Raw genomic sequence first — 14355 nt, forward strand, 5'->3', positions numbered from 1 at the left:
CTGAGCATCCGACAAACGCGATTGCGTGGAATAAGACAGCGAAAGCGACATCCTGTTGAACAGCCGACAAAGTGTCGGGCAGCGGGCACACACCACCGCCGACAAACACGATTGTTCGGTTTCGTACAAATGGTCTGGCGATTGTTTACTCTTTGCCCTTCCCGCTCAGACATCGAAAAAACAAAAACCAATATAATCAGTTAATTAACAAATATGGCATGGCTGGTATGTTCCCTGCACAAGGGTATGTGGCAAACACACAACCCACAGGAGAGACACCATGACCATGCGTCAATGTGCGATTTACGGTAAAGGCGGTATTGGTAAATCCACTACCACACAAAACCTCGTTGCCGCCCTCGCGGAGATGGGCAAAAAAGTGATGATCGTTGGCTGCGACCCGAAAGCCGACTCCACCCGTTTGATCCTTCACGCCAAAGCGCAAAACACCATTATGGAGATGGCAGCAGAAGTCGGTTCCGTGGAAGACCTGGAACTGGAAGACGTGCTGCAAATCGGTTACGGCGGCGTGCGCTGTGCGGAATCCGGCGGCCCGGAGCCAGGCGTGGGCTGCGCGGGGCGCGGGGTGATCACCGCCATCAACTTCCTTGAAGAAGAAGGCGCGTATGTTCCCGACCTCGATTTCGTGTTTTACGACGTGCTCGGCGACGTGGTGTGCGGCGGTTTCGCCATGCCGATCCGTGAAAACAAGGCGCAGGAGATCTATATCGTCTGTTCCGGCGAAATGATGGCGATGTACGCCGCCAACAACATCTCCAAAGGTATTGTTAAATATGCCAAATCCGGCAAGGTGCGCCTCGGCGGGCTGATTTGTAACTCTCGCCAGACCGATCGTGAAGACGAGTTGATCATTGCTCTGGCGGAAAAACTCGGCACGCAAATGATCCACTTCGTGCCGCGCGACAACATTGTGCAGCGTGCCGAAATCCGCCGGATGACGGTGATTGAGTATGACCCCACCTGCAACCAGGCGAATGAATACCGCACGCTGGCCAGCAAAATCGTCAACAACACCAAAATGGTGGTCCCGACCCCCTGCACCATGGACGAACTGGAAGAGCTGCTGATGGAGTTCGGCATTATGGATGTGGAAGACACCAGCATCATCGGTAAAACCGCCGCCGAAGAGAACGCGGCCTGAGGCCTCCCGATCGAAGGAATAGCGCAATGAGCAATGCAACAGGCGAACGTAATCTGGACATCATCCAGGAGGTGCTGGAGGTTTTTCCGGAGAAGACGCGCAAAGAACGCAGAAAGCACATGATGGTCACCGATCCGGAGCAGGAAAGCGTCGGTAAGTGCATCATCTCCAACCGTAAGTCACAGCCCGGCGTGATGACCGTGCGCGGCTGTTCTTACGCCGGTTCTAAAGGGGTGGTGTTTGGGCCGATCAAAGATATGGCCCATATCTCCCACGGCCCGATCGGCTGCGGTCAGTACTCCCGCGCCGGTCGGCGTAACTACTACACCGGGGTCAGCGGCGTGGACAGCTTCGGCACGCTGAATTTCACCTCGGATTTTCAGGAGCGCGACATCGTGTTTGGCGGCGACAAAAAGCTGACCAAACTGATTGAAGAGATGGAAATGCTGTTCCCGCTGACCAAAGGCATCTCGATCCAGTCGGAGTGCCCGGTGGGCCTGATCGGTGACGATATCGAAGCCGTTGCCAACGCCAGCCGTAAAGCGCTGAACAAACCGGTGATCCCGGTGCGCTGCGAAGGGTTTCGCGGCGTGTCGCAGTCTCTCGGGCACCATATTGCCAATGACGTGATCCGCGATTGGGTGCTGGATAACCGCGAGGGCAAACCGTTCGAATCCACCCCGTATGATGTGGCGATCATCGGCGATTACAACATCGGCGGCGATGCCTGGGCGTCGCGTATTTTGCTCGAAGAGATGGGGTTGCGGGTGGTGGCGCAGTGGTCCGGCGACGGCACGCTGGTGGAGATGGAAAACACCCCGTTCGTGAAGCTCAACCTCGTGCACTGTTACCGCTCCATGAACTACATCTCCCGTCATATGGAGGAAAAACACGGCATTCCGTGGATGGAGTACAACTTCTTTGGCCCGACCAAAATCGCCGAGTCACTGCGGAAAATCGCCGATCAGTTTGACGACACCATTCGCGCCAATGCTGAAACGGTGATCGCCCGCTATCAGGCGCAAAACGACGCCATCATCGCCAAATACCGGCCGCGTCTTGAGGGACGCAAAGTGCTGCTCTATATGGGCGGTTTACGTCCGCGTCATGTGATAGGCGCTTATGAAGATCTGGGGATGGAGATCATCGCCGCAGGCTACGAGTTCGGCCATAACGACGATTACGATCGCACCCTGCCGGATCTGAAAGAAGGCACGCTGCTGTTTGATGACGCCAGCAGCTATGAACTGGAAGCGTTTGTTAAAGCCCTGAAACCGGACCTGATCGGCTCCGGCATCAAGGAGAAGTACATCTTCCAGAAAATGGGCGTGCCGTTTCGCCAGATGCACTCCTGGGATTACTCCGGCCCGTACCACGGCTATGACGGTTTCGCCATTTTCGCCCGTGATATGGATATGACGCTCAACAACCCCGCCTGGGGCCAGTTGACCGCGCCGTGGCTGAAATCCGCCTGACTTTTATCCTGCTATCCCGTCTGTTCACCGATTTGTGGCGCGGGAGGAGAACACCATGAGCCAAACTGTTGAGAAAATACATAACTGCCATCCGTTGTTCGAACAGGATGCCTACCAGACGTTGTTTCGCGGTAAACGGGGAATGGAAGAAGCGCACTCGCCGGAGCGGGTGCAGGAAGTGTTCCAGTGGACCACCACACCGGAATACGAAGCGCTGAACTTTACACGCGAAGCGCTGACCATCGATCCCGCCAAAGCCTGCCAGCCGTTGGGGGCGGTGCTCTGTTCGCTGGGTTTCGCCAATACCCTGCCCTATGTGCACGGTTCCCAGGGGTGCGTGGCGTATTTCCGCACCTATTTTAACCGTCACTTTAAAGAGCCGGTGGCCTGCGTATCAGACTCCATGACCGAAGATGCCGCCGTGTTCGGCGGCAATAATAACCTCAATACTGGCCTGCAAAACGCCAGCGCACTGTACAAACCGGAGATCATCGCCGTCTCCACCACCTGTATGGCGGAAGTGATCGGCGACGATTTACAGGCCTTTATCGCCAACGCCAAAAAAGACGGTTTTCTTGATGCCGCCATCCCGGTGCCGTACGCCCATACGCCGAGCTTTATCGGCAGCCATGTTACCGGCTGGGACAATATGTTCGAAGGTTTTGCCCGCGCCTTCACCGCCGATTATCAGGCGCAGCCGGGCACACTGCCGCGCATCAATCTGGTGACCGGTTTTGAAACCTATCTGGGTAATTTCCGCGTGCTGAAACGCATGATGGAACAGATGGAGGTGCCTTGTAGCCTGCTGTCGGACCCTTCAGAGGTGCTGGATACCCCGGCGGATGGCCATTACCACATGTATTCCGGCGGTACCACGCAACAGGAGATGCGCGAGGCGCCCGACGCCATCGACACGCTGCTGCTGCAACCCTGGCAACTGGTGAAAACCAAAAAAGTGGTGCAGGAGATGTGGAACCAGCCGGCGACAGACGTCACGACGCCGATTGGCCTGGCGGCCACCGATGCGCTGCTGATGACCATCAGCCAGCTTACCGGCAAGCCGATTGCCGATGCGCTGACGCTGGAGCGCGGCCGCCTGGTGGATATGATGCTCGACTCCCACACCTGGCTGCACGGCAAGAAATTCGGTCTGTTTGGCGACCCGGATTTTGTGATGGGGCTGACCCGTTTCCTGCTGGAGCTGGGCTGCGAGCCGACGGTGATCCTCAGTCATAACGGCAGTAAACGCTGGCAGAAAGCGATGAAGAAAATGCTCGACGACTCGCCGTATGGTCAGCAGAGCGAAGTCTTTATCAACTGCGATTTGTGGCATTTCCGTTCGCTGATGTTCACCCGCCAGCCGGATTTTATGATTGGCAACTCCTATGGCAAGTTCATTCAGCGCGACACCCTCGCCAAAGGTGAACAGTTTGAAGTCCCGCTGATCCGCCTGGGCTTCCCGCTGTTTGACCGCCACCACCTGCACCGCCAGACCACCTGGGGCTACGAAGGGGCGATGAGCATCCTGACGACGCTGGTTAACGCGGTGCTGGAGAAGGTGGACAAAGAGACCATCAAGCTTGGCAAAACCGACTACAGCTTCGACCTTATCCGTTAACCATCACAGCCCCGTCGTTGACGGGGCTCAGGGAGGCACTATGCCGGTCATTATCATTCGCCAGCGCGGCGACGATCTCTACTGCTATATCGCCAAACAGGATCTGGAAGCGCGGGTTCTGCACATTGAGCATGACACCCCACAACGCTGGGGCGGAGTGCTTTCTCTGGAGGGTGGACGCCGTTATTACGTGAATGAACAGCCGGGACGCCCTGCGTTTCCGGTCAGTTTGCGCGCCACCCGCGATGCGCTGGTGTAAGGAGGTGTTCCATGTCTGACAACGACAGACTTTTCTGGCGCATGCTGGCGCTGTTTCAGTCTCTGCCGGAGCTACAGCCTGCGCAGATTGTTGCCTGGCTGACCGACGAACGTGACGAGACGCTGACCCCGGATTATCTGGCGTCGCTGAATACGCAGCAACTGGAGGCACGATTCCCCTATGCGCATGCGCTGATGTCCAGAGGGCGCTGGAGCCGGGTAAGAGCGTGTCTGCGCGGCGAATTGCCTGCGCATCTCACGGTGCACACGCCACACGCGCGGCGTCCGCAGTTAATTGTCGCGTTTTGTTCGCAGGATGGTCTGACGATCAACGGCCATTTTGGTCAGGGTCGCCTGTTCTTTATCTACGCCTTTGATGAGCAGGGGTACTGGTTACATGACTTACGTCGCTACCCCGGCAGTCAGGAGGATAAAGAGCCGAATGAGAGCCGCGCGCGCTTACTGGACGATTGCCACCTGCTGTTCTGTGAAGCGATTGGCGGCCCGGCCGCGGCGCGCCTGATCCGCCACAATATTCACCCCATGAAAGTCGCACCGGGTTTTACCCTTCTTTCGCAGTGCGAGGCGCTCAAGACGCTGCTTGCCGGGCAGTTGCCCCCCTGGCTGGCTAAACGGATGGAGCGCGCCAACCCGCTGGAAGCGCGCGTGTTTTAACCCCTTCTCATCCCCCGTTCGCGGGGGATTTTTTTTGACGTCGGCATTACGTCAATTGTCCGTTTTGTCGCAAAGCCAACATAAATTTCCCCTTAAAAATCAATCACTCTCTTCTGGCCTGCGATTTGCAACACCGCCGGTAACCCAATCCATACATGAGGTCACTATGAAGGGGAATGAGATTCTCGCACTGCTTGATGAGCCTGCCTGCGAACACAACCATAAACAAAAAACCGGCTGTAGCGCGCCCAAACCCGGGGCAACTGCGGGCGGCTGCGCCTTTGATGGCGCACAGATCACCTTGTTACCGCTGTCCGATGTGGCGCATCTGGTGCACGGCCCGATCGGCTGTACCGGCAGCTCCTGGGACAATCGCGGCAGCCTGAGCTCTGGCCCGCGTATCAACCGACTGGGCTTTACCACCGATCTTAACGAGCAGGATGTGATCATGGGGCGCGGTGAGCGCCGTCTGTTTCATGCGGTGCGCCATATCGTCAACCGCTATCACCCGGCAGCAGTATTTGTCTACAACACCTGCGTACCGGCCATGGAGGGCGACGATATTGATGCCGTCTGCCAGGCAGCAGCGACCGCCACGGGCGTGCCGGTGATCGCCGTAGATGCAGCGGGTTTTTACGGCAGTAAAAATCTCGGCAACCGCCTGGCCGGCGAGGTGATGGTGAAGCAGGTGATCGGCAGTCGCGAACCGTCGCCCTGGCCGGACGATACCCCCTTTTCTCCGGCGCACCGCCACGATATCGGGCTGATTGGCGAGTTCAACATTGCCGGGGAGTTCTGGCATATCCAGCCGTTGCTCGATGAGCTGGGGATCCGTGTACTGGGGAGTCTTTCCGGCGACGGGCGATTTACCGACATTCAGACCCTGCACCGGGCGCAGGTCAATATGCTGGTCTGCTCGCGGGCACTGATTAACGTTGCCCGCGCGCTGGAACAACGTTATGGCACGCCGTGGTTTGAGGGCAGCTTTTACGGCGTGCGCGCCACCTCCGATGCCTTGCGCCAGTTGGCCGCGCTGACCGGTGATGAGGATCTGATCGCGCGAACAGCGGCGTTAATCGCCCGCGAAGAGCAGCGCGCAGAACAGGCGCTGGCCCCGTTGCGCGCGCGTTTACGCGGTCGCAAAGCGCTGCTGTACACCGGCGGCGTGAAGTCCTGGTCGGTGGTCTCCGCGTTACAGGATCTGGGGATGACCGTGGTCGCAACCGGTACCCGCAAGTCCACCGAAGAGGATCGGCAACGTATTCGCGAACTGATGGGCAACGAGGCCATCATGCTCGACGAGGGCAATGCCCGTACGCTGCTGGATGTGGTGTACCGCTACCAGGCGGACATGATGATCGCCGGTGGACGCAATATGTACACCGCCTACAAAGCGCGGTTGCCGTTTCTGGATATCAACCAGGAGCGCGAGCATGCCTTCGCTGGCTATCGCGGCATCGTCACGCTGGCCGAACAACTGTGTCAGACCCTGGAAAGCCCGGTCTGGCCGCAAACTCACGCGCGTGCGCCGTGGCAATAAGGAGTCGATGATGGCCGAAATCATGCGTAATAAAAAACCGCTGGCAGTTAGCCCCATAAAAAGCGGTCAGCCGTTGGGGGCGATCCTTGCCAGTATGGGGTTTGATCAGACCATTCCGCTGGTGCATGGCGCTCAGGGGTGCAGCGCTTTCGCAAAAGTCTTTTTTATCCAGCATTTTCACGATCCGATCCCCTTACAATCAACGGCGATGGACCCGACATCGACCATTATGGGCGCGGATGAAAACATTTTTACCGCGCTGAATATCCTCTGCCAGCGCAATAACCCCAAAGCGATTGTGCTGCTCAGCACCGGGCTTTCAGAAGCCCAGGGCAGCGACATTTCCCGCGTGGTGCGTCAGTTCCGCGATGATTTCCCGCGTCATAAAGGGGTGGCGATCCTCACCGTCAATACACCGGATTTTTACGGCACGCTGGAGAACGGCTACAGCGCAGTGCTGGAAAGCGTGATTGCGCAGTGGGTGGCGGAAAAACCGCTGCCGGGTCTGCGTAATCGCCGCGTTAACTTGCTGCTCAGCCATTTATTGACACCGGGGGATGTGGAACTGCTACGCAGCTATGTGGAGGCGTTTGGATTACAACCGGTCATGGTGCCGGATCTCTCGCTGTCGCTGGATGGTCATATGGCGAATGGCGACTTTTCGCCCGTCACCCAGGGCGGTGCGTCTCTGCGCATGATCGAGCAGATGGGGCAAAGCCTGTGTTCCTTTGCCATCGGCGTCTCCCTTTCCCGTGCAGCCACGCTGCTGGCGCAGCGCAGTCGCGGCGAGGTGATCGCCCTGCCGCATCTGATGACGCTTGGCAACTGCGACCAGTTTATTCACCACCTGCAACGCCTCTCCGGGCGCGAGGTTCCGGCCTGGATTGAGCGCCAGCGCGGGCAATTACAGGATGCGATGATCGATTGTCATATGTGGCTACAGGGGGCGCGCATGGCGCTGGCGGCGGAAGGCGACCTGCTGGCGGCATGGTGTGATTTCGCTCGCAGTCAGGGCATGGTTCCCGGCCCGGTTGTCGCACCGGTGAGTCAGCCGGGGTTGCAAAATCTGCCCGTTGACAGCGTGACCATTGGCGATCTGGAAGACTTACAGGACCTGTTGTGCGCCACCCCGGCGGATCTGCTGGTCGCCAACTCTCACGCGGCGGATCTGGCGGAGCAGTTCGCTATCACGCTGGTGCGCGCAGGTTTTCCTCTTTATGACCGGCTCGGCGAGTTTCGCCGCGTGCGCCAGGGCTACGCGGGCATGCGCGATACCCTGTTCGAACTGGCGAACACCCTGCGCGAGCGCCATCATCACCTGGCCACTTACCACTCCCCGTTGCGCCAGCACGTTAGCGAACCGCCGATTTCCGGAGGCAACTATGCACTATGTTAACCGCCAGTTCAGCACCATTTGCTCCGGCGTCTGGTCAATGAAAGTGGCCTTTGCCAGCTCCGACTATCACCATGTGGATCAGCATTTTGGCGCAACGCCGAGGCTGGTTATTTACGGTGTGAAGGAGAACGACGTGACGCTGTTGCGGGTGGTGGATTTTTCGGTGCTCGCCGGGCACCAGCAAGAGAAAATCACCAGCCGGATCGCGGCGCTGGAGGATTGCGTGACGCTCTACTGTGTGGCGATCGGCGAAAGCGTCTTTCGCCAGCTGCTGCAAATCGGCGTGCGCGCCGTCCGCGTTCCGGCAGAGACCACTATTGAGGGGCTGTTGCAGGAAATTCAGCACTACTGGTATGACAAAGAGCAGCGAAAAAATACGCGCAACCGCAATCCGCAGCGCTTTGCACAACTCCTGCAGGAGAACGACTGGCAGGATGACGAGGAGCGCTGACCGCCAACTGTGTCGGCTCTGTGACAAAACCAACATAAAACTGCGACACAGCGCGCAGTTTTATGTCAGGAACAAAACTTAACCCTCTGAAAATACGCCACTTTACCTTCTGGTACTGCTTTTGCTTGATACGTCTGACCCGCCGTTGATTGACGCGGTGAAATGCGCCCCGGCGCTTTCCGTCATACATCCTGGGAGCTGAGAGCATGTGGAATTACTCCGAGAAAGTGAAAGATCATTTTTTTAATCCCCGTAACGCCAGGGTGGTGGATAACGCCAACGCCGTTGGCGACGTGGGATCGTTAAGCTGCGGCGATGCGTTGCGGCTGATGTTACGAGTGGATCCGCAAAGTGAAACCATCCTTGAGGCCGGGTTTCAGACCTTTGGTTGCGGCAGCGCAATCGCCTCTTCGTCGGCGTTAACTGAGCTGATCATTGGCCGGACGCTGGCGCAGGCTGAACAGGTGACCAACCAGCAGATCGCCGACTATCTCGACGGCCTGCCGCCGCAAAAAATGCACTGCTCCGTGATGGGTCAGGAGGCACTGCGGGCGGCGATTGCCCACTATCGCGGCGAAACGCTGGAAGACGACCATGAAGAAGGTGCGTTGATCTGCAAATGTTTTGGCGTCGACGAAGGCCAGATCCGCCGCGCGGTGTTAAGCAACGGATTGACCACGCTTGAAGAGGTGATCAACTACACCAAAGCGGGCGGCGGCTGTACCGCGTGCCATGAAAAAATCGAACTGGCGCTGGCGGACATTCTGGCGCAGCACCCGCAGATTGCCGCCCCTGCCGCAGAACAGAAAGATCCGCACTGGCAGGAAGTGGTGGATGCCATCACCGAACTGCGTCCGCATATTCAGGCCGATGGCGGCGATATGACGCTGGTGAATGTCGCCGCGCATACCGTGACGGTCAGCCTGTCCGGCAGTTGCAGCGGCTGCATGATGACCGATATGACGCTGGCGTGGCTGCAACAAAAGCTGATGGAGCGTACCGGCTGTTATATGGACGTCGTGGCGGCCTGAAGCGCCGCTGGTCAACCGAGGGGAAATCACCATGAAACAGGTTTATCTGGACAATAACGCCACCACCCGCATCGATCCGATGGTGCTGGAAGCGATGATGCCGTTCCTGACTGAACATTACGGCAACCCGTCATCCATTCACGATTTTGGCGCACCGAGCCGCGTTGCCCTTGAGCGGGCGCGTCAACAGGTGGCCGACCTGCTCGGTGCGGAACACGCCAGCGAGATTATTTTTACCTCCTGCGCCACCGAAGCCACCTCTACCGCCCTGCATGCCGCAGTCGAACTGATGCCGGAACGGCGGGAGATCATCACAACTGCGGTGGAGCACCCGGCGACCCTGGCGGTATGCGAACATCTGGAGCGCCAGGGCTATCTTATCCACCGCATTGCGGTGAATACCGATGGCGTGCTGGATATGCAGCAGTACCGCCAGGCACTGAGCCCGCGCGTTGCGGTGGTCAGCGTTATGTGGGCCAACAATGAAACCGGCGTCCTGTTTCCGGTTGTGGAAATGGCGGCGATGGCGCACGACGTCGGCGCGTTGTTTCACTGCGACGCGGTACAGGTGGTGGGGAAAATGCCGCTGGATATCGGTCGGACAGCCATTGATATGCTCTCCTGCTCGGCGCATAAACTGCATGGCCCGAAAGGCGTCGGTTGCCTCTATTTACGCCGTGGTTCGCGCTTTCGTCCGCTGCTGCGCGGCGGGCATCAGGAGCGGGGCCGCCGGGCGGGCACTGAAAATATCGCCGGCATTGTCGGCATGGGCGCGGCATGTGAACTGGCGCAGGTGCACCTGCCGGGGATGAACACCATTGCTGCATTGCGCGATCGTCTTGAAAGCGAACTGGTCAGCCAGGTGCCCTCGGTGAGGGTGATGGGCGGCAATGCGCCGCGCGTTCCCGGCACCGTCAATCTGGCGTTTGAGTTTATCGAAGGCGAAGCGATCCTGTTGTTGCTCAACCAGGCCGGGATAGCGGCGTCCAGCGGCAGCGCCTGCACCTCGGGGTCGCTGGAGCCGTCGCATGTGATGCGCGCCATGCATATTCCCTATACCGCCGCGCATGGCAGTATTCGCTTTTCGCTCTCCCGGTATACCCGAGAGAAAGAGATAGAGTACGTCATTGATGCGCTGCCGCCCATCATCGCCCGCCTGCGCGCGCTGTCCCCCTACTGGCAGGACGGCAAACCGCGTCCGGCTGAAGCCATTTTCACACCGGTTTACGGTTAAGGCGGCGTCATGGCAAGCGTAGTGATTAACGATACGACGCTGCGGGACGGCGAACAGAGCCCCGGCGTGGCCTTTCGCGCCAGCGAGAAAGTGGCGCTGGCGCAGGCGCTGTATGAAGCTGGCGTCACCGCACTGGAAGTTGGCACACCCGCCATGGGCGACGAGGAGCGCACGCGCATGCAACTGGTGCGCCGCCACCTGCCCGCGGCCACGCTGATGGCCTGGTGCCGGATGAACCGCGACGAAATTCAGCAAAGCGCCGATCTGGGCATGGATTGGGTGGATATCTCCCTGCCCGCCTCCGACAAACTGCGGCAGTACAAGCTGCGTGAGCCGCTACCGCGTTTGCTGGAACGGCTGGCCACGCTGATTGAGCAGGCACAAGCGCTGGGTTTGCAGGTCTGCATCGGCTGTGAAGACGCCTCCCGCGCCAGCGATCTCACCCTACAGACCATCGCGGAAACTGCACAGCAGGCAGGCGCGCAGCGGCTGCGTTTTGCCGATACCCTCGGCGTGCTCGACCCGTTTACCACCGCCACCCGGATCGGTACGTTGCGACAACACTGGGCGGGCGAGATTGAAATGCATGCGCACAACGATCTGGGGCTGGCGACCGCCAATACCCTGGCGGCGGTACGCGCCGGGGCGACCAGCGTCAATACCACCGTGTTGGGGCTGGGCGAGCGGGCAGGCAATGCGGCGCTGGAGACGGTCGCCCTCGGGCTGCACCGCTGCCTGGGCATCGACTGCGGGGTGCACTTTGCCCGCTTGCCCGCCCTGTGCCAGCAAGTCGCCGATGCTGCCCTGCGCCCGATAGACGCCCAGCAACCGTTGGTGGGCGCACAGGTGTTTACCCACGAGTCCGGCGTGCATGTCGCCGCGCTGCTGCGCAATCGTGACAGTTACCAGGCAATTGACCCGGCACTGATGGGCCGTGAATACCGGCTGGTGCTCGGCAAACACTCCGGACGCCAGGCCGTGGACGGCGTGTTCGCCCGCATGGGCTACCGCCTTGACGCCCTGCAAATCGAGCAGTTGCTTCCGGCGATCCGTCGCTTTGCCGAGAGCTGGAAACGCACGCCCAAAGATTATGAACTGGTCGCCATTTACGATGAGCTGTGCGGCAGCGCAGCGCAACAGGCCGCAGGGAGTTGAGCATGGAGTGGTTTTATCGCATCCCCGGCGTGGATGAACTCGACAGCGCCGAATCCTTTTTTGAATTTTTCTGCGTGCCCTACGCATCACCGGCGTTGCACAGTTGCTGCCTGCGGGTACTGCGTGATTTTCATCAGCGCCTGCGCGACCACGTGCCGCTGCGGAATTTACTCGAAGAGGATCCCCGCGCCCCCTGGCTTCTCGCCCGGCGTCTGCTGGCGGAAAGTTATCAGCACTGCACTGCGGAGCATGGGCAATGACACAAAAATATGCCTTTGGCGAAGAGGTTCGCGTAACACGCGCGATCCGCAACGACGGCACCCTGTTCGGTTACCGGCGCGGCGACTTGCTGGTGCGTCGCGGCAGTACCGGGTTTGTGCGCGAATGGGGAACCTTTTTGATGGATCAGATTATCTACCAGATCCATTTTCTCGACAGCGATCTGATTGTCGGCTGCCGGGAAGAGGAGTTGCTCCCGGCCTCTGCGCCGTGGCACGCCGGCCAGTTTCAGTATGGCGACCACATCGTGTGCCGCTGTGCGTTAGCCATCAATGGCGACGTGGTGATTGCCGCTGGCGCACAGGGGCAAATCGCGGCAACCGGTCAGGGTGATAACGGCGAAAGTTACATTGTCACCTTTATGGCGCGTAGTTTTCAGGTACCTGCCAGCGCCATGATACTGGCGGAGGAACAATGAAAGAGCCTGCATGGGCGCGTTTTGCCAGGCAGCGTCTGGCGTTGTCGCGCTGGCACTGTGAGCCGGACGCCCTTCCCGCCGCACAGAAAGCCGCTTTCGAGGCGGCCTGTCTGCGCCAGCAACGGCTGGAAAGCGCGGTGGTGGAGGCCGCTGGCGGAGAAAACATTCCGGACGCGGTGCGCAGCGCCATCGCCGCCTCCCTGGCGCCTCAGCTTGATGAGGGGCAATTTTCCGCTGCGGACCGCCAGGCGGTGATCCGCCACCATGCGCTGATGGAGATGCAGCTCACCCGCATTGCCGCGTCAGCCCCCCAGCCCGATGACATTCAGGTGCGGGCCTGGTATCAGCAACATCAGGCGCAATTTATGCGCCCGGAGCAGCGCTTAACCTCGCATCTGCTGGTGACGGTCGATAACGATGGCGAAACGGTGCGACGCCAGGTGGCGCGTTTTCATCAGGAAATCGTTCGCGCCCGCACCGCATTCAGCCACCTGGCGCAGCGCTACTCGCACTGCCCCAGCGCGCTGGAAGGCGGTCGGCTGGGCTGGATCAGCCGGGGATTGCTCTACCCGCAGCTGGAACAGGCGCTGTTTGCGCTGAACGAGAATGACGTTAGCGCGCCCATTGAAACCGCGCTTGGCTGGCATTTAGTGTGGTGTGAGCACATCCGGGAGCCCGCGCCAATGGCGGAAAACGAGGCACTGGCAAAAGCGCGGGAACACCTGTACGCCCTCAATCAGCAACAGTGGCAACGCCGCTGGCTGGCGACACTGATTAACGAGGCATCGGCCTGACGCGTTTTTGCGCATCAGGCCGGATACCCGGCGGAGTGCGGTTACAGAATCGACGGTTTGAGGCTTTCCAGCCAGGCATCGACCCGTTCGTCGGTCAGGTCATACTGATTGTCCTGATCGATAACCAGACCCACGAACTTATCCGCTTCCAGCGCCGAGGAAGCGTTAAATGCGTAACCGTCGTTGGGCCACAGGCCAACCACCTGCGCACCGCAGTTTTTCAGCGTGTCATACAGCGGGCGCATACCGCTGACAAAATTATCCGGGTAACCGACCTGATCGCCCAGCCCGAATAACGCCACGGTTTTACCGCTCAGGCTGGTTCCGGCAAGCTGCGCCATAAATTCGCCCCAGGATTCGCTTTCACACCCCGCTTCCAGCCCCGGCAGTTGCCCGTCGCCCAGCGTCGGTGTGCCGAGTAGCAGCACCGGATAAGAGAGAAAGGTCGCCAGATCGGTACGGTTGATATTGACCGGCGCCGCCGCCGCCTCCCCCAGTTTTTGCTGGATCAGTTTGGCGATTTTGCGGGTCTTGCCGGTATCGGTGCCGAAAAAAATACCAATAGTAGCCATTGCATGCTCCTGTCAGGAAAAAGGATTAATCCGCCATCAAAAGGCGGGGATCAGACAGGATATTGCGAAGGCTGTGCCAGGTTTATCGGTGAGCAACCCCTGCACCAAACCGGGTGTGCACGCACCATCGTGATGCTTTTTTCGCCAGCATATTTCCCCGCCAGCGCCCGTCCGCAGGGCATCGACGCGATTAATGCCGTCGAATACCGATCTGGATCAATGTTAACGCCGGTTAATGCCGCAGAAGGTGCACTCTTTGCATGGTTAATTTACGCCCGACGCGTGCGGGTGAAAGTC

15 protein-coding genes are annotated in these 14355 nt (G+C 59.2%); 14 read left to right on the forward strand and 1 reads right to left on the reverse strand.

The window, feature by feature from the left end; all coding sequences use genetic code 11:
- Window positions 1–280: 280 nt before the first annotated feature.
- From nifH to nifM, 14 genes are all read left to right on the forward strand, one after another.
- Window positions 281–1162: a nitrogenase iron protein gene (nifH, locus tag ACQ3G7_RS13225; RefSeq protein ID WP_263096662.1), complete on the forward strand. Its 882-nt coding sequence runs from the start codon at window positions 281–283 to the stop codon at window positions 1160–1162.
- A 26-nt stretch (window positions 1163–1188) separates the two neighbouring features.
- Entirely contained in the window at window positions 1189–2637 is a 1449-nt protein-coding gene (gene nifD / locus ACQ3G7_RS13230; protein WP_263096663.1) for a nitrogenase molybdenum-iron protein alpha chain, read from the forward strand.
- Window positions 2638–2692: 55 nt separating this feature from the next.
- A complete protein-coding gene (gene nifK / locus ACQ3G7_RS13235) occupies window positions 2693–4255 on the forward strand; it encodes a nitrogenase molybdenum-iron protein subunit beta (RefSeq protein ID WP_430890158.1) in 1563 nt (520 codons plus the stop codon).
- Between the two features lie 40 nt (window positions 4256–4295).
- The gene (gene nifT / locus ACQ3G7_RS13240) at window positions 4296–4514 is read left to right on the forward strand and encodes a putative nitrogen fixation protein NifT (RefSeq protein WP_263096666.1); all 219 of its coding nucleotides are present in this window, start codon (window positions 4296–4298) and stop codon (window positions 4512–4514) included.
- Window positions 4515–4525: 11 nt separating this feature from the next.
- On the forward strand, window positions 4526–5188 hold the full coding sequence (locus tag ACQ3G7_RS13245; RefSeq protein WP_430890159.1) for a NifB/NifX family molybdenum-iron cluster-binding protein: 663 nt from the start codon (window positions 4526–4528) through the stop codon (window positions 5186–5188).
- Window positions 5189–5354: 166 nt separating this feature from the next.
- On the forward strand, window positions 5355–6728 hold the full coding sequence (nifE, locus tag ACQ3G7_RS13250; RefSeq protein ID WP_430890160.1) for a nitrogenase iron-molybdenum cofactor biosynthesis protein NifE: 1374 nt from the start codon (window positions 5355–5357) through the stop codon (window positions 6726–6728).
- A gap of 10 nt (window positions 6729–6738) precedes the next feature.
- On the forward strand, window positions 6739–8124 hold the full coding sequence (nifN, locus tag ACQ3G7_RS13255; RefSeq protein WP_430890442.1) for a nitrogenase iron-molybdenum cofactor biosynthesis protein NifN: 1386 nt from the start codon (window positions 6739–6741) through the stop codon (window positions 8122–8124).
- On the forward strand, window positions 8111–8575 hold the full coding sequence (locus tag ACQ3G7_RS13260) for a NifB/NifX family molybdenum-iron cluster-binding protein (protein WP_430890161.1): 465 nt from the start codon (window positions 8111–8113) through the stop codon (window positions 8573–8575). The genes nifN and ACQ3G7_RS13260 overlap by 14 nt, the downstream gene beginning before the upstream one ends.
- A gap of 206 nt (window positions 8576–8781) precedes the next feature.
- Window positions 8782–9606, forward strand: a complete 825-nt coding sequence (nifU, locus tag ACQ3G7_RS13265) for a Fe-S cluster assembly protein NifU (RefSeq protein ID WP_263096670.1) — start codon at window positions 8782–8784, stop codon at window positions 9604–9606.
- Between the two features lie 31 nt (window positions 9607–9637).
- Window positions 9638–10840 (forward strand): cysteine desulfurase NifS, encoded by a 1203-nt coding sequence (nifS, locus tag ACQ3G7_RS13270; RefSeq protein ID WP_430890162.1) that lies wholly within the window; start codon window positions 9638–9640, stop codon window positions 10838–10840.
- Window positions 10841–10849: 9 nt separating this feature from the next.
- Window positions 10850–11995 carry a homocitrate synthase gene (nifV, locus tag ACQ3G7_RS13275; RefSeq protein WP_430890163.1) on the forward strand — a complete coding sequence of 382 codons (1146 nt, stop codon included), beginning with the start codon at window positions 10850–10852 and terminating at the stop codon, window positions 11993–11995.
- A 2-nt stretch (window positions 11996–11997) separates the two neighbouring features.
- Window positions 11998–12255, forward strand: a complete 258-nt coding sequence (locus ACQ3G7_RS13280; protein WP_430890164.1) for a nitrogenase-stabilizing/protective protein NifW — start codon at window positions 11998–12000, stop codon at window positions 12253–12255.
- Window positions 12252–12692, forward strand: a complete 441-nt coding sequence (locus tag ACQ3G7_RS13285) for a nitrogen fixation protein NifZ (protein ID WP_430890165.1) — start codon at window positions 12252–12254, stop codon at window positions 12690–12692. The genes ACQ3G7_RS13280 and ACQ3G7_RS13285 overlap by 4 nt, the downstream gene beginning before the upstream one ends.
- Window positions 12689–13486, forward strand: coding sequence for a nitrogen fixation protein NifM (gene nifM / locus ACQ3G7_RS13290; RefSeq protein WP_430890166.1), 798 nt, complete (start codon window positions 12689–12691; stop codon window positions 13484–13486). Before ACQ3G7_RS13285 ends, nifM begins: the two co-directional genes overlap by 4 nt.
- Before the next feature lie 41 nt (window positions 13487–13527).
- Here the strand turns inward: nifM and ACQ3G7_RS13295 are convergent, their stop codons facing one another.
- Window positions 13528–14058, reverse strand: a complete 531-nt coding sequence (locus ACQ3G7_RS13295; protein ID WP_430890167.1) for a flavodoxin — start codon at window positions 14056–14058, stop codon at window positions 13528–13530.
- Between the last annotated feature and the right edge of the window lie 297 nt (window positions 14059–14355).

The sequence above is a fragment of the Kosakonia sp. N21 genome (genome assembly GCF_050587465.1).
Lineage (GTDB): Bacteria > Pseudomonadota > Gammaproteobacteria > Enterobacterales > Enterobacteriaceae.